Consider the following 19563-nt stretch of genomic DNA (forward strand, 5'->3'; position numbering starts at 1 on the left):
TTCGCCAAAAACAACTGGCACGTGCGGGATTACCCGTTCAAACCTTCCCCCGGCTGCTGGGGCTTCCAGCGGATGGACCTGCTCTCCGATGCCGTCGTGCGCTCACGCTCTACGAGCCCGGCGCGGCCTGTTCGGCCGGCGCGTGCTGACGCGTCGGGGTGTGGGCGTGCCGAATCCGACGGGGATCCCGGTCGGCACGAGGTGGCCCGGCGCGCGGCCGGATACCCTGGACGGCATCTCCGACGGCGCCGGGGTGGACCTGGCGGACATCCCGAGGACCCCTACCGCCACATGCACGGATATCCGGGTCAGCACGTGATCGACGGCTCGACGATCGCCGCCGACCTGGGCCGATGCCACGCGCAGCGGGTAGGTCTACAGTCGGAAACATGCTCGCAGCGTTTGGATTCGAAACACTGGGCGTGGTCGTCGGCGACATGTTCTTCGTCGACCCGCGCCCGCTCGAAGGTCAGGAAACCCCGGAGCGTGGGGTCAGGCTGGAACTGCGCCTGGTCGACCGCGACGAGCCGCAGGGGTCGATCTACGCCGGCGTGCCGATCGGCTTCAACCGCCCGGTGTGGCGGGTGGACCTGTTCGGCTCCACCGAGAGCCCGCCGGGGACGCTCGACCGGGCCCATCACCACCCGCGGTTCGACGGGTGGGAGCCGGGGCGCCGGCACTTCGTTCCCGAGCTGTCCGCGGACCCCGTGGCATGGCTGGCCGGTCAGCTTGCCGACCCGGCCGCCGTGCTGGAACGAGCGGGCGTCGATCCGGATGAGATTCCGGCCGCCGACAAGGCCGGGCTCGCCGCGGCCGCGCCGGAGATCGTCGCCGCCGTGAAGCGGATGCTCGACGGCGTGCGGGACGGGGAGCTGGCCCCGGCGCCCCCCGAGCCCGTCGCCGCCGCCCGCACCGGCTGGCTCTGATTCTTCCCCCCGGCGCGGCGGTCCCGTGAGGATGTCGAGATGGACTTCCGGATGCGCTACGACCGGTGGTATCGCCCGCTGGCGACCCTTCTGGGCGCCGGGCCGAAGCGGACGACGATCCGGGTGGACCAGGGCGCGCTGCACGTCAAGCACGGCTGGATGTTTCGTATCGACCTGCCGCTGAACGACATTCGGTCGGTTCGGGTGATGTCCGGCCGGCCGCTGGCCTGGGGAGTCCATCCGATGGGGGACGCCTGGATGGTCAACGGCTCGCGGGAGGGGATCGTCGAACTCAGGTTCTCCCGGCCCGTGACCTCGAAGTCCGTACAGCTGATGAGTTCCACGTGGGGCGAGGTCCGCTGCCTCTACCTCAGCCTCGAAGATCCGGGGAGCTTCGTCGCCGCGGTGAAACCTTCGCACTGATTTGGGTCGAAGGAGTATGAGCCTTGCCGCGCCGTCGCCGTCGCTCTTGGCCAGGTCTGCCCCGGTGCCGAGTGCCCACGCGAGCACGACGGGGCTAACGCCTCGTTACCCGCCGGCATTCCGTACTGGGTTCGGTGAACTCGAAGCCCACGCGACGGAGCCTCAAGGCTTTACCTCGATCACCACTTTCCCCATCGGGCCGTCGGCTAGGCGCGATGCAGCACGCCATGCCCAGCGCTTCCGCCGCGGCAGCGTTTCTCGAACTCCCGGGCGGTCTTGCGATACATAGCGAAAGACTACTTGGCGACCGGAGCTGCCAACGCCAATCGTCCGCAGTATCTCCCGCAACCACCGCGCCGAGCAGGTTGCGTCATGAGCCGCCGGTCACCTTTTCGGCCAGCGCTGCCAGCTTGGCGTCGAGTTCCTCAGCGGCGCTGAGGAGTTCGGGGTTCGGCTCGACCACCATCAGCGACGACGGCTTGACGTAGGTCAGGCTGCTGCCGGTGGGCTCATCCAGGATAAGCAGCTCCACCGGGGCGAACAGGCCCGCGGTCACGTCGTGGCGCAACATCGTGATGGCGATAAGCGGGTTGCCCAAGACGACGCGGATCGCCTTGCGGTCGATGTCGGCTTTCGTGATCCAGGCGCCGTGGTCGATGAGCACGAAGAGCATGAATCCGCTTGGTCCGACGTGGGATTCGACACGCTCCCGGTAAGACTCCCAGTTGCCGCTGGTCGTCGCGATGTCGTTGATCGGCACCGGCTTGTCGCCGATGTCGGCGAGCAGCGCGGCTAGCAGCTCGTCGTAGCTCTTGGTGCTGTCGTAGCGCACCCGCACGCCTTCGAACTTGGTCTCGGTCACCGGGCTAGCCCAACCGCTCGATGATGGTGGCGTTCGCCATGCCGCCGCCCTCGCACATGGTCTGCAGGCCGTACCGCCCGCCGCGTTGTTCGAGAGCGTTGACCAGTGTGGTCATGATGCGCGCACCGCTGGCACCCAGCGGGTGGCCGATCGCGATGGCCCCGCCGTTGACGTTGGTCTTGGCCAGGTCCGCCCCGGTGTCGTGCGCCCATGCCAGCACGACGGGCGCGAAAGCCTCGTTCACCTCGAACAGATCGATGTCGGCCAGCGTGAGGCCGGCGCGTCGCAGCACCTTTTCGGTGGCCGGGATGACGCCGGTCAGCATGTAGAGCGGATCGGAGCCCACCACGGTGGTGGTGTGGATCCGGGCCAGGGGGCGCAGGCCGAGCTTCGCGGCGACCTCGCTGGTGGTGATCAGCACAGCGGCACTGCCGTCGGACAGCGGCGACGAGTTGCCCGGCGTGATCGACCAATGGATTTGCGGGAAGCGCTCTTTCATGGCGTCGCTGTAGAACGCCGGCTGCAACGAGGCCAGCGTCTCGACCGTGGTGCCCGGCCGGACGATCTCGTCGGCTGCGAGCCCGGCGATCGGGATCAGCTCGTTGTCGAAGAGACCGTCCTTGGTGGCGCGGGCCGCCTTGTCGTGGCTATTCGCGGAGAACTCGTCGAGCTGCGTGCGCGAGAAGCCCCACTTGGCCGCGATCAGCTCGGCGCTGATGCCCTGCGGCACCAGGCCGTCGGGGTAGCGGCCCGTCATGTCCTCGCCGAACGGGTTGCTGCCCGGGAGCACCGAGCTGCCCATCGGGACGCGCCCCATGGACTCGACGCCGCCGGCGACGACGAGGTCGTAGGCCCCGGCGAGCACGCCCTGGGCGGCGAAGCTGATGGCCTGCTGGCTGCTGCCGCACTGCCGGTCGATCGTGACGCCCGGAACCGACTCCGGGAAGCCTGCTCCCAACAGGGAATTGCGCGCGATGTTGACGGCCTGGTCGCCGGCCTGCGTGACGGCCCCGGCGATCACGTCGTCGATCTGCACCGGGTCGACACCCGTCCGCGCCACCAGTTCGCGCAGGCTGTGCGCCAGCAGGTCTGCGGGCAGCACATCGTGCAGCGCGCCACTGGCCTTGCCCTTGCCGATGGGGGTTCGGACGGCTCCGACGATGACGGCGTCGCGCCCTTGAACCATGGCTCCTCCTTGAGTCCCGCGAGGCTAAGTATCCATCGCTATACCTAGGTAAACATCTAGGTATCCTTAGTGCAACCCAGGCTGGGAGGTGATCTGCATGACATTTCTGCAAGGGCCGCTGGCGCACCGTGACGAGTGGTCGGCGGTCGGTGAGTGCGCGATCGAAAAGACCATGTCCGTCGTCGGCACCAAGTCCGCGATGCTGATCATGCGAGAGGCGTACTACGGCACCACTCGGTTCGACGACTTCGCTCGCCGCGTCGGCATCACCAAGGCCGCCACGTCGGCGCGGCTGGCCGAACTGGTGGACCTCGGGCTGCTGCGCCGCCAGCCCTACCGCGAGCCCGGGCGGCGCAGCCGCGACGAGTACGTGCTCACCGAGGCGGGCGTCGACTTCATGCCGGTGGTGTGGTCGATGTTCGAGTGGGGCCGGCGCCACCTCCCTGGACGCAACCGGCTGCGGCTGACGCACCTTGGCTGCGGCGCCGACGCGGAGGTCCAGATGCGCTGCACCGAAGGGCATTTGGTGCCACCGGAGGAGCTGGGCATGCGGCTGGCGAGGTCGGGCTGACCGCGAGCGGCCGCAAACTTGCGCCTCGGCCGGCGTGTCGGCGTGCAAACACGCGCGTTCGCCGGTCGGGACGGCACGTTCAGGGCGATTACGGCTCGGCCGAACGCAGCGCCGTCAGCAGCCGGCGGGCCGCGGCGACGCGGCGCTCGGCCGGCCCGGACAGCGCGTCCAGCGCGCATTCGGGGTCGGCGGGCGGGCCCAGGTGTCCGCAGCCGCGCGGGCAGTCCTGGATCGTCTCGGCCAGATCCGAGAACGCCATCAGCACGTCGTCGGGCTGGATGTGCGCCAATCCGAACGAGCGGATGCCCGGGGTGTCGATGACCCAGCCCGAGCCGGCCAGCGGCAAAGCCAGCGACTGGGTCGACGTGTGGCGGCCCCTGCCGATGTCGGTCACCTCGCCCACGGCCCGGGCCGCGTCGGGCACCAGGCGGTTCACCAACGTCGACTTGCCGACCCCGGAATGGCCGAGCAGCACGGTAATCTTGCCGACCAGCAGGTCGGCCACCGCCAGCAGGGGATCGTCGCGGCCCGCGACGACCACCGTCAGATCCAGGTCGACGAACTGCTCGGCGAACGGCTCGGGCGGGGCGAGGTCCGTCTTGGTGAGGCAGAGGATGGGTTCCAGCCCGCCGGCGTAGGCGGCGATCAGGGCCCGGTCGACCAGGCCGGTGCGGGGCGGCGGGTCGGCCAGCGCCACCACGATCAACAGTTGGTCGGCGTTGGCCACCACCACCCGTTCGGTCGGATCGGTGTCATCGGCGGTGCGCCGCAACACCGTTCGACGCTCGCCGCGCCGCACGATGCGTGCCAGGGTGTCGGGCCGTCCGGACAGGTCGCCGACCAGGTCGACGTCGTCCCCGACGACGATGGGGGTGCGGCCCAGCTCGCGGGCACGCATCGCGGTGACGCGGTGATCGGGCTTGCCGCCGAGCACGCAGCCCCAGCGGCCGCGGTCGACACTGACCACCATGGCGGGTTCGGCGTCGGCGTGCCCGGGACGGGTCTTGGTTCGCGGGCGCGAACCCCGTCCGGAGCGGATCTTGACGTCGGACTCGTCATAGTCGCCAGGCCTCAAACGGTGGCCTCCGGATCGCCCAGCATGTCGGCCCACAGCCGCGGAAACTCCGGCAGCGTCTTACTGGTGGCACCGATGTCGTCGACCTGGACGCCGGCCACCCGCAGGCCGACGATCGCGCCGGCCATCGCCATCCGGTGGTCCGCGTACGCGCGCCAGGTGCCGGGTCCCAGTGGCGCCGCGGTGATCACCAGCCCGTCTGGCGCCTCGGCGCAGTTTCCGCCCAGCCGGTTGATCTCGGTCCGCAGCGCGGCGAGTCGATCGGTCTCGTGGCCGCGCAGATGCGCGATCCCGGACAGCCGCGACACCGATCCGGGGCTGGCCAGCGCCGCCAGCGCCGCCACCGACGGGGTCAACTCGCCGACGGCGCGCAGGTCGACGTCAAAGCCGTCATAGCCCGCGGAACCGGTCACCTCCAAGTATGAGTCACCCTGTGTGACAACCGCATTCAGCTTGCCCAGGACCTCCAGGATGTGGTCGGCGGGTTGCACGCTGGCCGCCGGCCAGCCGGTGATGCGGACCGTCCCGCCGGTGACCACGGCCGCGGCCAGGAACGGAACGGCGTTGGTCAGGTCGGGCTCGACGTCCCAGTGCCGGGCCGCGACCGGGCCGGCCTGCACCCGCCACCGGTTGGGCACCGAGTCGTCGACGTTCACGCCGGCCTGTCGCAGCATCGCCACCGTCATCGCGATGTGCGGCGCCGAGGGCAGCTCCGCGCCGGTGTGCTGCACGGTCAGGCCCTTGGCGAACGACGGCGCGCACAACAGCAGTCCCGACACGAACTGTGACGACGCCGAGGCGTCGATCGCGACGGTGCCGCCGGCGACCGAGCCGCCGCCCCGCACGCGGAACGGCAGGCCGTCGCCGTCGATGCGGACGCCGAGGCCGCGCAGTGCCTCGAGTAGGGGGGCGATCGGCCGCGCCCGGGCCTGCTCGTCGCCGTCGAACTCGACCACCGCGTCGGCGAGCGCGGCCAGCGGGGGAACGAAGCGCAGCACGGTGCCGGCGAGGCCGCAGTCCACCCGGGCGTCGGGCCCCGGCGCGATGCGGCCGCCGACGGTCAACTCCGGCCCGGTGCCGTCGACGCGCAGCCCAAGCGTGCGCAGCGCCGCGATCATCAGGTCGGTGTCGCGGCTGCGCAGCGCCCCGCCGACGGTCGACGTGCCTCCGCCCGCCGCCGCGAGCGCGGCCAGCACCAGCGCCCGATTCGTCTGCGACTTCGAGCCCGGGACCGTCACGGTGGCATGCACCGGTGCCGTGGCGCGGGGGGCGGCCCAGGGTTCGGTGCTCACGCGCCTAATCCTGCCGTGTCGGCGAGTGTCATGGGTATTCGGCACGATGGAAGCCATGTGCGGACGTTTCGCGGTCACCACCGACCCGGCCCTACTGGCCCAGAAGATCAAGGCGATCGACGAGGCCACCGCGACGGCGCCGAACGCCGGCGCCCCGAACTACAACGTGGCCCCGACCACGAGCATCGCGACCGTGGTCAGCAGGCACGCCGAGCCCGACGACGAGCCGACGCGGCGGGTGCGGCTCATGCGCTGGGGTCTCGTCCCCCCGTGGGCGAAGGCCGGTGCCGACGGCGCGCCCGAGGCGAAAGGGCCGATGCTGATCAACGCGCGCGCCGACAAGGTCACCACCTCGCCCGCGTTTCGCTCCAGCGCGAAGTCGAAGCGGTGCCTGATCCCCATGGACGGCTACTACGAGTGGCGCGTGAACGACGCGGAGGCGGGGAAGAAATCCCGCAAGACGCCGTTTTTCATGTACCGCGAGGACGGGGAGCCGTTGTTCATGGCGGGCCTGTGGTCGGTCTGGCGGCCGACCAAGGAGGGGCAGCCGCTGCTCAGTTGCACGATCATCACCACCGACGCGCCCGGCCGGCTCGGCGAGATCCACGACCGGATGCCGCTGGTGGTGCCGGAGAGCGACTGGGATCGCTGGCTCGACCCGGACGCCCCGGTCGACGAGGAGCTGCTGGCCCGCCCGCCCGACGTGCGCGGCATCGGCATGCGCGAGGTGTCGACACTGGTCAACAACGTCCGCAACAACGGCCCGGAACTGGTCGAGCCGGCCGAACCGCAACCCGAGCAGGCGCGGCTGCTGTAGGGCGGTTACAGCGCGGCCACGTCGATGATCGGGTGCGCAGAGACCCCCGATCCGGCGCCGAGGGCGCCGACCAGGTCGTGGGTGACCGCGCCGGGGAAGTTCAGCGCCGCGTTGCCGACCTCGTCGATGCCGTCCCGGATCGAGGTCGCGATCGCGGTGAGATCCCCGGTGAACATCGACTGCCAACTGTGGTAGGCCGCGAACTGCGGCGCCGTGACCAGATCGCGCACGTCTACGAACAGCTGGGTGGGCAAGGACGCCGGCGCGACGGGCACCCCGTCCCAGCTGACCAGGTTCCAGCCGTCCTGTGGGTCGCCCTGCACGACGACGACGCCGGTGTTGGACAGCGGGTGTGTCAGCATCAGCAGAAGGTCGGGATTCTTGACGTTCATCAGCGTGCCGACCTCGATCGCGAACTCGCTGGAGAACGCGACGTCGGTGATGTGGCCGCTCTGCGCGACCACCGGGTTCGCCATCGCGGTCGAGTACATCGTCTGCAGCGCATTGGTGAAGCCCTGGTCGAACACCACGCCGTCGAAGTGGACGGATCCCGGCGTCAGCATCGGCACGAGGGGGAATCCGAGCGTCCACGCCAGCGGGGCCGGGATGTAGAGGAGGCCCGCGGGGATCTCCGGGAAGCTGCTGAAGATGCCGGCGTCGATCTCGTTGAGGCCGGGCAGGGCCGGCACGGCGAGCATGCCGGCCAGCGGCGCGGCGGTCTCCTGCGCGCGGAGCAACTGCGAGGAGAAGATTCCGGCGAAGGGGCCCCGTCCGCCGAGGACGGCGGCGATGGCCTGGGCCTGCTGCTCGCCGAGCGCGGTGAGCCCCGTCCCGGGCACCGCGGTGTCGATGAAGCCCATCGCGTTGCCGACCGACTGCCCGTGTCGCACGAAGTCGATGACGATCTGGGTGGCGGGAGGCGCCCTCCCGATGGCGCTGTTTCCGATCAGATCGCGCCCGAGCAGCACATCGGTGGGCGCATTGATGAGGGGATCGAGCACCCGGCCCAGCGGGCTGCCGACCCAGGCTTCGCCGACGGCGCGGAGCGGATCGTTGGCGAACGCCTGCAGCCCGGTGGCGATACTCGCCTCCGTGGCGGTATACGCGCCCGCCGCGGCGCTCAGGCTTTGGACGAACTGCTCGTAATACGTCGCCGCCTGTGCCGCCGCCGCCTGATACTGCTGGGCGTGCGCGCCGAACACCGCCGTGATCGCGGCCGACACCTCGTCGGCGCCCGCCGTCGCCAGCTCGGTCGTCGGGATGAGCGCGGCCAGGTTGCCCGCCCCGACGGCCGAGCCGATCTGCGCCGCATCGGAGGCCGCCGTCTCCAACAATTCCGGCGCCACATTCACAAAAGACATCGCCCCACCCCCGCGGCTAAAGACCTCCGGCCATCCGGTTATTCGGCGCTCGTCCGAATCGGTGGCCATTGGTGGCAGCCACACGGTAGGTCAATCCGCGTTCTCGCGAGGGCCTTTTGGGCGGTGAATCGGCGGCGCGACCGTAACATGCGTGGGTGACCGGTTCGTACGCGTACACGTTCGACGACATCCGCACCCGTCCCGTCGCCATTATCGGGGCGGGCACGCTGGGACGACGGATCGCGCTGATGTTCGCCAGCCGCGGTGGGACGGTCCGGATCTTCGCGCGTCGCGCCGAACAATTGGCCGCCGCGAGCCGGTATGTGACCGAGACCCTGCCAAGACTGGTGCAGTCCAGGGGATTCGGCGAGATCGGCAGCGTGGTCGAGACGAGCTCGCTCGAGGAGGCATTGGACAATGCTTGGCTCGCAATCGAATCCGTGCCGGAAAGGCTCGACGTCAAGGTTCCGCTCTGGGGCCAGATCGACCGGGCCGCCCCACCCGGCACCATCTTCGGCACCAACTCGTCGTCGTTCCCGTCGCGGCTGCTGGCGCAGAGCGTGCGCGACAAACGGCGGCTGTGCAACACGCATTTCTACATGCCGCCGGAGGTCAACGCCGTCGATCTGATGTCCGACGGAGAGACCGACCGCGGCCTGCTCGACACGCTGCTCGCGGTGCTGCCCAAGTTCGGCGTCCACCCCTTCGAGGCGCGCCGCGAGTCCACCGGCTTCATCTTCAACCGCATCTGGGCGGCCATCAAGCGGGAGTCGCTGGCCGTGGTCGCCGAGGGTGTCGCCGGCCCCGAGGACGTCGACGGCATGTTCAGGGTCAACTGGGGCGTGGCGGCCGGGCCGTTTCAGATGATGGACCTCGTCGGCCTCGACGTGGTGCTCGACATCGAGAACCACTACGCCGAGGAGTTCCCGTACCTGCCCGGCCACGTGCGGGAGTTGCTGGAGTCCTACGTCGACGCCGGGAAGCTGGGCGTCAAGACGGGCGAGGGGTTCTACAAATACCCGGCGCCGTGAACGGCGCGCGGGTGTCAGTTGCTCAGCACCAGGCGCCAGCTGCCGGCGGTCACGCGATCCGGCACGCACCAGAGTCGTTCCAGTTGCCCGGCGTCGTGGCCTTCGCACCCGGCCCTGCGGCGAACACCGCGGCGCGAGCGTAACGCCACGGCGAAAAATCGGTCGCGTTTTCGCCGTGGCGTTACGCCCGCGAACGGGGGAGCGGCCTAGGCCCGGAGATCCGCGGTCGTCGCGCCGGTCAGCCGGATCAGGTCGTGCGGCGCGACGCCGACATCCCAGCCACGTCGGCCGGCGCTGCAGTACACCCGCTCCCAGCCGAGCGCCGACGAGTCGACGACGGTGGGCAGCGTTTTGCGCTGCCCGAGCGGCGACATGGCGCCGACGATGTAACCGGTGGCGCGCTCGGCGGCCGCGGGATCGGCCATGTCGGCTTTCGCGACCCCCAGCCCGGTCGCGGCCGCCTTCAGCGAGAGTCGGGCCGGCACCGGCAGCACCGCGACGGCCAGGCCGTTCGGCACCGCGACCAGCAGGGTCTTGAAGATCTGCTCGGGGGCGATGCCGCGTTCCGCCAGCGCATGGACCGCCTCCGCGCCGAACGAGCGTTCGCGGGGGTCGTGCCCGAACTTGACGACCTCGTGCGGCACACCGGCTTTCGCCAACGCGGCCAGCGCGGGCGTCGCGGCGCGAGGCACGGCGGTTGCCCGACTAGGGGCCGGTGTAGCCCGGCGGATTGACGCCGTCGACCCAGAAGTCGACGCCCAGCTCTCCACCCGGCACGCAGTTGTAGACCGACAAGTCCTCGACGCCAGACTCCAGCAGGACGTCCTCGCACAGCAGCATGTTGCCGGTGTACTCCTTCGACGGCTTGTTGAGGATGACGTACGCCGCATCGGAGTAGATCTCGGGCTTGCGCGCGCGGCCCATCGCCTCGTCGCCGCCGAGCAGGTTCTGCACGGCGGCGGTGGCGACCAGGGTGCGCGGCCACAGCGTGTTCGACGCGATGCCGTCGGCGCGCATCTCTTCGGCGATCCCCAGGGCGCACAGCGTCATGCCGAACTTGGCCATCATGTAGGCGGTCGGCTTCAGCCACTTGCTCTCCAGCAGCACGGGCGGCGAGAGCGTCAGGATGTGCGGGTTCTCGCTGCCCTTCAGGTGCGGGATGCATGCCTGGGACACGGCGTAGGTCCCGCGCACCTGGATGCCGTTCATCAGGTCGAAGCGCTTCATCGGCACTTCGGTGATCGACCCCAGGTTGATCGCCGACGCGTTGTTCACGCAGATGTCGATGCCGCCGAACTGTTCGACGGTCTTGGCGACGGCGGACTCGACCGAGTCGGGGTCGCGGACGTCCCCGACGATCGGCAAGGCCTGCCCGCCCGCCTCCTCCAGCTCCTTGGCTGCGGTGTACACGGTGCCCGGCAGCTTCGGGTGGGGCTCGGCGGTCTTCGCGATCAGCGCGATGTTGGCGCCGTCTTGCGCGGCCCGTTTGGCGATCGCGAGGCCGATGCCGCGGCTGGCTCCGGAGATGAACATGGTCTTGCCGTTCAGGGACATGGCGTCACCCTAACGCCCGCCGGGCCGGCGCCGATTGCGCCCTGGAAATAGCGCGTCGGCTGACGCTGTTGATGAAATCGGTCTCTAATACAGATGCGGTGGCAATCCCGGGCAGACACTGTCGTGGGCTGCCTCTAGATTGGGAGGAGCAGTCTGGTGTCAACGGCGACGGCCCTACGGGGCAGCTCGATGGGCACCGAGGAGTTGGCATGCCTCCTTGCGAGCCCGACGGCGATCGCGTTGCCGTCCGGCGACACCGCAGCAGAAGGGACCGGGTTAATCGAAATGGCCGACTCTGAGCATGGCCCTGATCCTGCCCACGACGGTGCGGCAGGAACGGAGATTCCCGAGCCCGCACCGCAGGAGACGGACGCGGAACTGACGGCGCGTTTCGAGCGGGACGCGATCCCCCTGCTCGACCAGCTCTACGGCGGAGCGCTGCGCATGACGCGCAATCCCGCCGACGCCGAAGACCTGCTGCAGGAGACCATGGTCAAGGCCTACGCGGGCTTCCGCTCGTTCCGGGCCGGCACCAACCTCAAGGCGTGGCTCTACCGGATCCTCACCAACACGTACATCAACAGCTACCGCAAGAGGCAGCGCCAGCCGTCGGAATACCCCACCGAGGAGATCACCGACTGGCAGCTGGCGTCGAACGCCGAGCATTCCTCCACCGGTTTGCGGTCCGCCGAGGTCGAGGCGCTCGAAGCGCTGCCGGACACGGAGATCAAGGAAGCGCTGCAGGCGTTGCCCGAAGAGTTCCGAATGGCCGTGTACTACGCCGATGTCGAGGGTTTCCCATACAAGGAGATCGCCGAGATCATGGATACGCCGATAGGGACGGTAATGTCGCGGCTGCACCGCGGCAGGCGTCAGCTACGTGGCCTTCTGGCCGACGTCGCTAAGGAACGGGGTTTCACCCGTGGTCAGCAGGCGCACGAGGAGGTGTCGTCATGAGCGAGTTCGCGGACCCGGCCGAGCGGTGCCCCAACGACCACGCCCACGGCGGCGTCGGCTGTGCCGAGGTGATCGCCGAGGTATGGACGCTGCTCGACGGCGAGTGCACCCCCGAATCGCGGGAGAGGCTGCGTCAACACCTCGAGGCGTGCCCGGGATGTTTCAAGCACTACGGGATCGAAGAGCGGATCAAGGCGTTGATCGCCACGAAATGCCGAGGCGAGCGGGCCCCCGAGGGGCTCAAGGAGCGTCTCCGGCTGGAGATCCGGCGGACCAGCATCGTCCGCGGCCTGGACTAGGGCCCGGCCGGCCGGTCGGCGTGGCTAGCTGTTCGGGCGCTTGCCGTGGTTGGCCTTGCTGTACTTGCGGTCGCGCTTCTTACGGCCACGCTTGGCCATGGTGGAACCTCCGTTGATCGTTCGTGGCACCGGGCGGTGACGCCCGTTGGCTTGACACCAGTCTCTCATGTGAGATGCCACGGTTCGCCAACGGCCCGCGCGGCGCGAAGCCGAACCGGCGCTGTGGTTCGATATACATGAGTTAGACGGATTCGCAGGCAGCCTGCGCAAATGGCCGAAACGAGGTGAAGATGGCCGAGGATGTTCGGGCCGAGATCGTGGCCAGCGTGCTCGAAGTCGTAGTCAGCGAGGGCGACCAGATCGGCAAGGGCGACGTCGTGGTGCTGTTGGAGTCCATGAAGATGGAGATCCCCGTCCTGGCCGAGGTCGACGGAACGGTCAGCAAGGTCAGCGTGTCGGTGGGCGATGTCATCCAGGCGGGCGACCTCATCGCCGTCATCAGCTAGCGGTTGCACGCCGGCACACAGCGCCGGGAAAACGACTCGGGAGTAGTTGATGTCGACCCTCGGTGATCTGCTCGCCGAACACACGGTCCTGCCGGGCAACGCGGTGGACCACCTGCACGCGGTGGTAGGGGAGTGGCAGCTGCTGGCCGACCTCTCCTTCGCCGACTACCTGATGTGGGTCCGCCGTGACGACGGCGCGCTGGTGTGTGTGGCGCAGTGCCGGCCGACGACCGCGCCGACGGTGCTGCAGACCGACGCCGTGAGCAGCGTCGTGGCCGCCGACCGGCTGCCGCTCGTCGCCGAAACCTTCGCCTCCGGCAGCCCCAAGCTGGAAGACCATGGCCCGCACGACCCGTCGTGGCCGCTGCCGGGCCAGCACGTCGAGGCCTCGCCGGTTCGCTACGGCGACCAGGTGGTCGCGGTGCTCACCCGGCACCAGACCGCGCACGCGGCCGACCACATGTCCGGACACCTCGAGACCGCCTACCGCGACTGCGCCACGGATCTCGTGCACATGCTGTCGGAGGGCACCTTTCCCGACGTGCGGGACGTGGCCATGTCGCGCTCCACCCCGCGGGTCGGCGACGGCTTCATCCGGCTGGATGTCAACGGCGACGTCGCCTACGCCAGCCCTAACGCGCTGTCCGCCTACCACCGCATGGGGCTGACCAGCGAGCTGGAGGGCCGCAGCCTGATCAAGGTGACGCGGCCGCTGATCTCCGACCCGTTCGAGGCCCAGGAGCTGGCCGAACACGTGCTCGACCTGCTGGCCGGCGGGAAGAGCATGCGCATGGAGGTCGACGCGGGCGGCGCCACGGTGCTGCTGCGTACGCTGCCCCTGGTCGTCAAGGGCGTCAGCGCCGGTGCGGCGGTGCTGATCCGCGACGTCACGGAGGTGAAGCGCCGCGACCGGGCGCTGATCTCCAAGGACGCCACGATCCGCGAGATCCACCACCGGGTCAAGAACAACCTGCAGACCGTGGCGGCGCTGCTGCGCCTGCAGGCCCGCCGCACGGTCAACGTGGAGGGCCGCGAGGCCCTGATCGAGTCGGTGCGCCGGGTGTCGTCGATCGCCCTGGTCCACGACGCGCTGTCGATGTCGGTGGACGAGCAGGTGAACCTCGACGAGGTGATCGACAGGATCCTGCCGATCATGAACGACGTGGCGTCGGTGGACCGGCCGATCAGGATCAACCGCGTCGGGGACCTCGGCGTCCTGGACTCCGACCGCGCGACGGCCCTGATCATGGTGATCACCGAGCTGGTGCAGAACGCCATCGAGCATGCCTTCGACCCGGGCGCCCCGGAGGGATCGGTGACCATCCGCGCCGAGCGCTCGGCGCGCTGGCTGGACGTCGTCGTGCACGACGACGGTCGCGGCCTGCCGGAGGGATTCAGCCTCGACAAGTCCGACAGCCTGGGGCTGCAGATCGTGCGGACCCTGGTGTCGGCCGAGCTGGACGGGACGTTGGGCATGCGCGAGGCCCCGGGCCCGGGAGGCAACAAGGGCACCGACGTGGTGCTGCGGGTTCCGATCGGCCGCCGGGCGCGGTTGCTGCTGTAGGCCAGACGCAACAGTGCGGCCCCGACGAATGTCGGGGCCGCACTGTGTGCTGACTGGGTCAGACTCCGCTACGGGCCTTCGTCCGGGCGTTGCGACGCTTCAGCGCGCGCCGCTCGTCTTCGCTCATGCCGCCCCAGACGCCCGAGTCCTGGCCCGTGTTCAGGGCCCAGGACAGGCAATCTGTGGTCACCGGGCACCGATTGCAGATCAGTTTCGCGTCAGCAATCTGCGCGAGAGCCGGGCCGCTGTTCCCTACCGGGAAGAACAGCTCGGGGTCCTCGTCGCGACAGACCGCCTTGTGGCGCCAATCCATACGTTGTTACTCCTCACTGAGTGCGCAGCAAGGCGCACGGCCATTTTTCTTCGGCTGTTAAGCGTGCACTAGAAAAGGGTCCGTGCCCCTACATAAATTTCTGCATGCAACCTTTCGATCGTTTCACAGGCTCAACAGAAGTCAATAGCGTGAGTTCGCTCGTGGGCTATCTCACTTCGACCGTTTCGTCGCCGAGCCCTTACTCCGTTGTACTACACTGAGCGACTACTTCCCGGAATTTTTTCCTCGGGGGCCGGTTCGTGTGCGCGTTACCGCAGGTCGCGTCGCGTTTTCGCCGGGGGCGCAACCACCGGGAGCAGGTCGGGAACCGACCGGAACGTCATGGCGCCCCGCAGGCCCAGGTAGTCGCCGTCGAACTGGCAGGCGATCGGCTCCCCTGGACAGGTGACCCTAGCGCACGCGACATCGTCGTCGCGGATGAGTTGCTCCCCATGCGGATTCCCCCGCTTCGACAGGATCTGTCCCACCATTCGGAGTGTCGGAAAGATTTTCATGCTGGTCAGGGCGAACACCCCTAGGCCGGTTTCGAAGCTGCAGCCCGGGTTGGGCCGCAATGCACGGTTGTTGCTGTACGTCCACGGGTTGGTGTTGGACACCCATACAAAATGCACACCCGAGACCGGCTCGCGCCCAGGCAGTTCGAGCGTCAGCCGCGGTGCCCGGCGACTGAAGGCCACCGTCGTTGGCACCGCCACCCGCCAATAGCGCAGCGCGTTGACCTTGACGCCTTTGTCGCGCTGGGCCTCCACCCCGGCCACCACCTCGGCGTCCACGCCCATCCCCGCGTTGAGCACCGCCCATCGCTCGCCGCAGTCGATCAGCCCGATACGGCGCCACGCCTGGTGACGGCCGTAGTCGTCGATCAATTGGATGAGCTGATTGGTGGCGGCCACGGGGTCGGTCGAGATGCCCAGCGACCGCGCCAGCACATTCGCCGAGCCGCCCGGTAGCACCGCGACGGCGGGCATGCGCTCCGGCGGAGTCGAACCCGGCTGGCCCAGCAAACCGTTGACCACCCCGCTCACGGTGCCGTCACCGCCGTGCACGACGACCAGGTCGAGCCCGTCCGCGACGGCGGCCCGCGCGAGCTCGGCGCCGTGACCGGGATGGGTGGTGTGCTCGACGGTGAGTTGCAGGCGGCTCTTGAGCGCGTGCGCGACCAGGTCGCGGGCTGCCGCAGTGGTCGAGGTGGCGGTGGGATTGACGATCAGCACGGCGCGCATGATGCACGAGCTTATGCGCGGCGGTTATGGCCTCGCTGTGGCAGCCGGGGGCCCAACTACGCTGGCGCTGTGACGCAGCCCCGCAATCCGGCCGGATCGACGAACCCCGCGCTGCCGGCCCCCGTGCGCGCCGCGGGCGTCATCGTCGCGATCGAGGGCGCGGCCGCGCTGGTCGTCGCGGTGATCCTGGGCGTGCGGGGACTCGCGGGGGCCGACCAGCGCATCGTCAACGGGCTGGGGACGGCAGCGTTCTTCGTTCTGGTCGGCGCCGCGGTGCTCGCGGCGGGGCGCGCGCTGACGGTCGGCAGGCGCTGGGGCCGTGGGCTGGCCGTCATCACGCAACTCCTGCTGTTGCCGGTGGCGTGGTATCTCGTCACGGGCTCGCACCAACCGGCCGCCGGCGTCCCGGCCGCCGCGGTCGCGCTGACGGTCTTGATCCTGCTGTTCACTCCGGCCGCGGTGCGCTGGGCCGCGGCCGCCGGTCAGGGTGGTCCGGCCAGCCCGGCCAACCGGGCGCCCGACAGCCGATAGGTCGTCCACTCGCGCTGCGGCTCCCCGCCGACACCGTCGTAGAGCGCGATGGCGTCGGAGTTCCAGTTCAGCACCGCCCACGACAATCGGGTGTAGCCCTTGGCGAGGCATTCACCCGCCAGTGTGGCCAGCAGAGCGCGGGCGACGCCGAGACGGCGAAACCTGGGGCGTACGAACAAGTCCTCGAGGTGGATGCCCGCGACCCCGTCCCAGGTGGAGAAATTGGTGAACCACAACGCCATCGCGGCGATCTCGCCGTCGATTTCCGCGACATGCCCGTGCAGCGTGGGCGATTCGGCGAAAAGCGCGGCGGCGAGTTGCGTCTCCGTGACGGTGCATTGATCGGCGGCGTGTTCGAATTCTGCCAGCGCGTGGATCATGTCGGTGATATCGGCGGCGTCCTGCGGAATGACACCGCGAATGTGCGCGCTCACGGCTGGACACCCAACGCCTTCAGTATTGTTGCGAACTTCGTTGTGGTTTCCGCGACTTCGTCGTCCGGATCGGACTCCGCGACAATGCCGCCGCCGGCGCGCGCGAGGGCGGTGCGGCGGTCCGCGGACAATTGCGCGCAGCGGATGGACACCACCCAACGGCCGTCGCCGTCTGCGTCACACCAGCCCACCGCGCCCGCATAGAAACCCCGGTCACCGTCCAGCTCGGCGATCAGCTCGGTCGCCGCCTTCGTCGGCACCCCGCCCACCGCCGGGGTGGGGTGCAGCGCCAGCGCCAAATCGACTGCGGTGGTTGACGGTTCGCGCAGCCGGCCGCTGATCGGCGTGCACAAATGCCACACCGCCGCGGTGCGGCTCAATTGGGGCTCGGGCGCGATCGTCAGCTCGTCGCACAGCGGCTCCAACGCGTCCCGCATGCTGTCGATGACCAGCCGGTGCTCGTGGCGGTTCTTGGCCGAGCCCGCCAGGGCGGCCGCGTTGGCGGCGTCGAGTTCCGGGTCGGCGGCGCGCGGGGCCGACCCGGCGAAGGGCTGGCAGACGACGCGGTCACCGCTGCGCGCGACCAGGAGTTCCGGGCTGGCGCCGACCAGCGCCGCGCCCGCGTAGTCCTCGCCGGCCGCGGTCAGGTCGACGAGGTAGCCGTACGCCGCCGGGTCCGCGGCAACCAGCCGGCGCAGGATGACGCGGGCGTCCAGTGGCGCGTCGGCGGCCAGCCGCAGCGCGCGGGACAGCACCACCTTGCTCAGCGGACTGCCGGCCGCGGCCAGCTGGTCTCGCGCCCGGCTGACGATTCGGCGGTAGTCGGCCGGCGCCGGGACGGCGGCGGCGATGCGCACCGGCGGCGACGGACGCGTCGGCCAGTCCGGCGGCCCCGCGGTCACACGCACGGCGTCCGGCGTCAGCAGTGCGGCCGGCCGGGTAACGTCAAAGGGCAAGGCGCCCAACACGATTGAGGCCGATCCCGAGCGCAGCGCCGCCTGGGCGGCCCGCACGTCGGAGTAGCGTCGCCGCACGCCGTCGGCAGTCAGGGTCCGGTCCGGCCCGCACAGTACGAACGGGGGCTCGGTGCGGAGCTGCTCGGGACTACTCACCCGGGCGTGATCGCCTGCGGCGTGGCGGTCAGGCCGAGCGCGGACAGCTGCCGCACGCCGTGCTCGAAACCGCACACGGCGATGGAGCCGGCAAGCATCCAGAAGCGGCTGCCCTCGACGAGCGGCAGCTCGACCCAGCGCGTGATCACCGAACGGGAGAAGTGGCTGTGGCCCACGAACACCACGTCGCGCGAGGCCATGTGCTCCAACGCGAACGCGACGGCGCGATCGGCCCGGTCGCTGACCTGCGCCACGCTTTCGCCGCCCGGGCAGCCGTGCGTCCAGACCAGCCAATCCGGCACCGATTCCTGGATTTGGGGAGTCGTCAGACCCTCGTAGGAGCCGTAATCCCATTCGGCGAGCAGAGGCGACACCTCGTCGACGGCGAGCCCGGCCAGCTTGGCCGTGGTCAGGGCCCGGATGCGGGGGCTGCTGACCACCAGCGGGTCGGCGAGGTCCAGTTCCCGCAGCACGCGCCCGGCGAGCTCCGCCTGGACCCGGCCGGTGTCGGTGAGCTCGAGGTCGGTCCGGCCCGTGTGCTGGCCGGACTTGGACCATTCCGTCTCGCCGTGCCGGAGCAGCACCAGCCGGTGGTCGTGTATGCCCATATCGACTGATTCTGCCCGACGACATGCCGACTCACTGCCCGGCGCGTGCGGCGGGGGAACATGCCAGGATGGCACTGTGAACAAGACCCGGGTTTTGGCGGTTGCCAACCAGAAAGGCGGCGTGGCCAAGACCACGACGGTCGCCTCGCTGGGCGCGGCTTTTGCGGACGAGGGACGGCGGGTGCTCCTCGTCGACCTGGATCCGCAGGGTTGCCTGACCTTCTCGCTCGGTCAAGATCCCGACAAGCTGCCGGTGTCCGTCCACGAGGTCCTGCTCGGTGAGGTCGAGCCCAGCGCTGCGCTGGTGACCACGATGGAGGGCATGACGCTGCTGCCCGCCAACATCGACCTCGCGGGCGCGGAGGCGATGCTGCTGATGCGGGCCGGCCGCGAGTACGCGCTCAAGCGAGCGCTGGCGAAACTCTCCGACCAGTTCGACGTCATCATCATCGACTGCCCGCCGTCGCTGGGCGTGCTCACCCTCAACGGGTTGACGGCGGCCGACGAGGTCATCGTGCCCCTGCAGTGCGAAACCCTCGCCCACCGCGGGGTCGGCCAATTCCTTCGCACCGTCGCCGACGTCCAGCAGATCACCAACCCCGACCTGCGGATGCTGGGCGCGCTGCCGACGCTGTACGACTCCCGCACCACCCACACCCGCGACGTGCTGCTCGACGTCGCCGACCGCTACGACCTGCCCGTGCTCGCCCCGCCGATCCCGCGCACGGTGCGCTTCGCCGAGGCCAGCGCCTCGGGCGCGTCGGTGATGTCCGGGCGCAAGAACAAGGGCGCGTCCGCCTACGGCGAGCTGGCGAAGGCGCTGCTCAAACACTGGAAGACCGGCAAACCGCTGCCGACGTTCGCCGTCGAGGCGTAGTTCCGGCGCGAGCAGACACA

25 protein-coding genes are annotated in these 19563 nt (G+C 69.6%); 12 read left to right on the forward strand and 13 right to left on the reverse strand.

Translation table 11 applies throughout. The annotated features are described in order from the left end of the window. The first annotated feature begins 166 nt into the window (after positions 1-166). The 3 genes from G6N56_RS24175 (at position 167) to G6N56_RS24185 (ending at position 1349) form a co-directional block, all read left to right on the forward strand. Positions 167-319: a hypothetical protein gene (locus tag G6N56_RS24175; protein ID WP_158090676.1), complete on the forward strand. Its 153-nt coding sequence runs from the start codon at positions 167-169 to the stop codon at positions 317-319. Positions 320-389: 70 nt separating this feature from the next. Further along, positions 390-926, forward strand: a complete 537-nt coding sequence (locus tag G6N56_RS24180) for a hypothetical protein (RefSeq protein WP_085254215.1) — start codon at positions 390-392, stop codon at positions 924-926. Between the two features lie 39 nt (positions 927-965). Further along, the gene (locus G6N56_RS24185; RefSeq protein ID WP_085254214.1) at positions 966-1349 is read left to right on the forward strand and encodes a hypothetical protein; all 384 of its coding nucleotides are present in this window, start codon (positions 966-968) and stop codon (positions 1347-1349) included. A 370-nt stretch (positions 1350-1719) separates the two neighbouring features. Here G6N56_RS24185 and G6N56_RS24190 read toward each other — a convergent pair whose 3' ends face one another. Continuing rightward, positions 1720-2211 carry a DUF302 domain-containing protein gene (locus G6N56_RS24190; protein WP_085254213.1) on the reverse strand — a complete coding sequence of 164 codons (492 nt, stop codon included), beginning with the start codon at positions 2209-2211 and terminating at the stop codon, positions 1720-1722. 4 nt (positions 2212-2215) lie between these two features. After that, entirely contained in the window at positions 2216-3397 is a 1182-nt protein-coding gene (locus G6N56_RS24195) for a thiolase family protein (RefSeq protein WP_085254212.1), read from the reverse strand. A 97-nt stretch (positions 3398-3494) separates the two neighbouring features. Between G6N56_RS24195 and G6N56_RS24200 the strand changes: the two genes are divergently transcribed. Continuing rightward, positions 3495-3968 carry a winged helix-turn-helix transcriptional regulator gene (locus G6N56_RS24200; RefSeq protein ID WP_085254211.1) on the forward strand — a complete coding sequence of 158 codons (474 nt, stop codon included), beginning with the start codon at positions 3495-3497 and terminating at the stop codon, positions 3966-3968. Between the two features lie 88 nt (positions 3969-4056). Here the strand turns inward: G6N56_RS24200 and rsgA are convergent, their stop codons facing one another. Together rsgA and aroA are read right to left on the reverse strand one after the other, a co-directional pair. Further along, the gene (gene rsgA / locus G6N56_RS24205; RefSeq protein ID WP_085254210.1) at positions 4057-5043 is read right to left on the reverse strand and encodes a ribosome small subunit-dependent GTPase A; all 987 of its coding nucleotides are present in this window, start codon (positions 5041-5043) and stop codon (positions 4057-4059) included. Further along, positions 5040-6335 (reverse strand): 3-phosphoshikimate 1-carboxyvinyltransferase, encoded by a 1296-nt coding sequence (gene aroA / locus G6N56_RS24210; protein WP_232069141.1) that lies wholly within the window; start codon positions 6333-6335, stop codon positions 5040-5042. The genes rsgA and aroA overlap by 4 nt, the downstream gene beginning before the upstream one ends. Before the next feature lie 55 nt (positions 6336-6390). Between aroA and G6N56_RS24215 the strand changes: the two genes are divergently transcribed. Next, a complete protein-coding gene (locus tag G6N56_RS24215; RefSeq protein ID WP_085254282.1) occupies positions 6391-7152 on the forward strand; it encodes an SOS response-associated peptidase in 762 nt (253 codons plus the stop codon). 5 nt (positions 7153-7157) lie between these two features. Here the strand turns inward: G6N56_RS24215 and G6N56_RS24220 are convergent, their stop codons facing one another. Next, positions 7158-8513 carry a PE domain-containing protein gene (locus G6N56_RS24220; protein ID WP_085254281.1) on the reverse strand — a complete coding sequence of 452 codons (1356 nt, stop codon included), beginning with the start codon at positions 8511-8513 and terminating at the stop codon, positions 7158-7160. 155 nt (positions 8514-8668) lie between these two features. On the opposite strand from G6N56_RS24220, the gene G6N56_RS24225 reads away from it, so the two are divergent. Beyond that, positions 8669-9544: a 3-hydroxyacyl-CoA dehydrogenase family protein gene (locus G6N56_RS24225; protein ID WP_085254208.1), complete on the forward strand. Its 876-nt coding sequence runs from the start codon at positions 8669-8671 to the stop codon at positions 9542-9544. Between the two features lie 206 nt (positions 9545-9750). Here the strand turns inward: G6N56_RS24225 and G6N56_RS24230 are convergent, their stop codons facing one another. Then, entirely contained in the window at positions 9751-10236 is a 486-nt protein-coding gene (locus G6N56_RS24230) for an aminoacyl-tRNA deacylase (RefSeq protein WP_085254207.1), read from the reverse strand. 13 nt (positions 10237-10249) lie between these two features. Then, positions 10250-11098 (reverse strand): SDR family oxidoreductase, encoded by an 849-nt coding sequence (locus tag G6N56_RS24235; protein WP_085254206.1) that lies wholly within the window; start codon positions 11096-11098, stop codon positions 10250-10252. A 189-nt stretch (positions 11099-11287) separates the two neighbouring features. On the opposite strand from G6N56_RS24235, the gene G6N56_RS24240 reads away from it, so the two are divergent. Continuing rightward, positions 11288-12055 carry a sigma-70 family RNA polymerase sigma factor gene (locus G6N56_RS24240; protein ID WP_232069142.1) on the forward strand — a complete coding sequence of 256 codons (768 nt, stop codon included), beginning with the start codon at positions 11288-11290 and terminating at the stop codon, positions 12053-12055. Further along, on the forward strand, positions 12052-12354 hold the full coding sequence (gene rsrA / locus G6N56_RS24245; protein WP_085254204.1) for a mycothiol system anti-sigma-R factor: 303 nt from the start codon (positions 12052-12054) through the stop codon (positions 12352-12354). Before G6N56_RS24240 ends, rsrA begins: the two co-directional genes overlap by 4 nt. 24 nt (positions 12355-12378) lie before the next feature. Here rsrA and G6N56_RS29900 read toward each other — a convergent pair whose 3' ends face one another. Then, positions 12379-12453, reverse strand: a complete 75-nt coding sequence (locus G6N56_RS29900) for a 50S ribosomal protein bL37 (RefSeq protein ID WP_003416889.1) — start codon at positions 12451-12453, stop codon at positions 12379-12381. A 191-nt stretch (positions 12454-12644) separates the two neighbouring features. Between G6N56_RS29900 and G6N56_RS24250 the strand changes: the two genes are divergently transcribed. After that, positions 12645-12860, forward strand: a complete 216-nt coding sequence (locus G6N56_RS24250) for a biotin/lipoyl-binding carrier protein (RefSeq protein WP_073876250.1) — start codon at positions 12645-12647, stop codon at positions 12858-12860. Between the two features lie 49 nt (positions 12861-12909). Then, positions 12910-14424: a sensor histidine kinase gene (locus G6N56_RS24255; RefSeq protein ID WP_085254203.1), complete on the forward strand. Its 1515-nt coding sequence runs from the start codon at positions 12910-12912 to the stop codon at positions 14422-14424. Between the two features lie 58 nt (positions 14425-14482). Here the strand turns inward: G6N56_RS24255 and whiB1 are convergent, their stop codons facing one another. Next, the gene (gene whiB1 / locus G6N56_RS24260; protein ID WP_085254202.1) at positions 14483-14737 is read right to left on the reverse strand and encodes a transcriptional regulator WhiB1; all 255 of its coding nucleotides are present in this window, start codon (positions 14735-14737) and stop codon (positions 14483-14485) included. Between the two features lie 269 nt (positions 14738-15006). Next, on the reverse strand, positions 15007-15981 hold the full coding sequence (locus G6N56_RS24265) for a diacylglycerol/lipid kinase family protein (protein ID WP_085254201.1): 975 nt from the start codon (positions 15979-15981) through the stop codon (positions 15007-15009). Between the two features lie 69 nt (positions 15982-16050). On the opposite strand from G6N56_RS24265, the gene G6N56_RS24270 reads away from it, so the two are divergent. After that, complete coding sequence (locus G6N56_RS24270) at positions 16051-16512, forward strand: hypothetical protein (protein ID WP_142280447.1); 462 nt, start codon at positions 16051-16053, stop codon at positions 16510-16512. Here G6N56_RS24270 and G6N56_RS24275 read toward each other — a convergent pair. The 3 genes from G6N56_RS24275 to G6N56_RS24285 are packed head-to-tail and all read right to left on the reverse strand — an operon-like array spanning position 16464 to position 18666. Next, complete coding sequence (locus G6N56_RS24275) at positions 16464-16892, reverse strand: GNAT family N-acetyltransferase (RefSeq protein ID WP_142280454.1); 429 nt, start codon at positions 16890-16892, stop codon at positions 16464-16466. The two genes, G6N56_RS24270 and G6N56_RS24275, sit on opposite strands and share 49 nt — an antisense overlap. A gap of 50 nt (positions 16893-16942) precedes the next feature. Next, complete coding sequence (locus tag G6N56_RS24280; protein ID WP_085254199.1) at positions 16943-18058, reverse strand: isochorismate synthase; 1116 nt, start codon at positions 18056-18058, stop codon at positions 16943-16945. Next, positions 18055-18666: an acid phosphatase gene (locus G6N56_RS24285; protein ID WP_085254198.1), complete on the reverse strand. Its 612-nt coding sequence runs from the start codon at positions 18664-18666 to the stop codon at positions 18055-18057. The genes G6N56_RS24280 and G6N56_RS24285 overlap by 4 nt, the downstream gene beginning before the upstream one ends. A 76-nt stretch (positions 18667-18742) precedes the next feature. On the opposite strand from G6N56_RS24285, the gene G6N56_RS24290 reads away from it, so the two are divergent. Continuing rightward, entirely contained in the window at positions 18743-19543 is an 801-nt protein-coding gene (locus G6N56_RS24290; RefSeq protein WP_085254197.1) for a ParA family protein, read from the forward strand. Positions 19544-19563: the final 20 nt, after the last annotated feature.

Origin of the sequence: Mycobacterium saskatchewanense (genome assembly GCF_010729105.1) — a bacterium.
GTDB lineage: Bacteria > Actinomycetota > Actinomycetes > Mycobacteriales > Mycobacteriaceae > Mycobacterium > Mycobacterium saskatchewanense.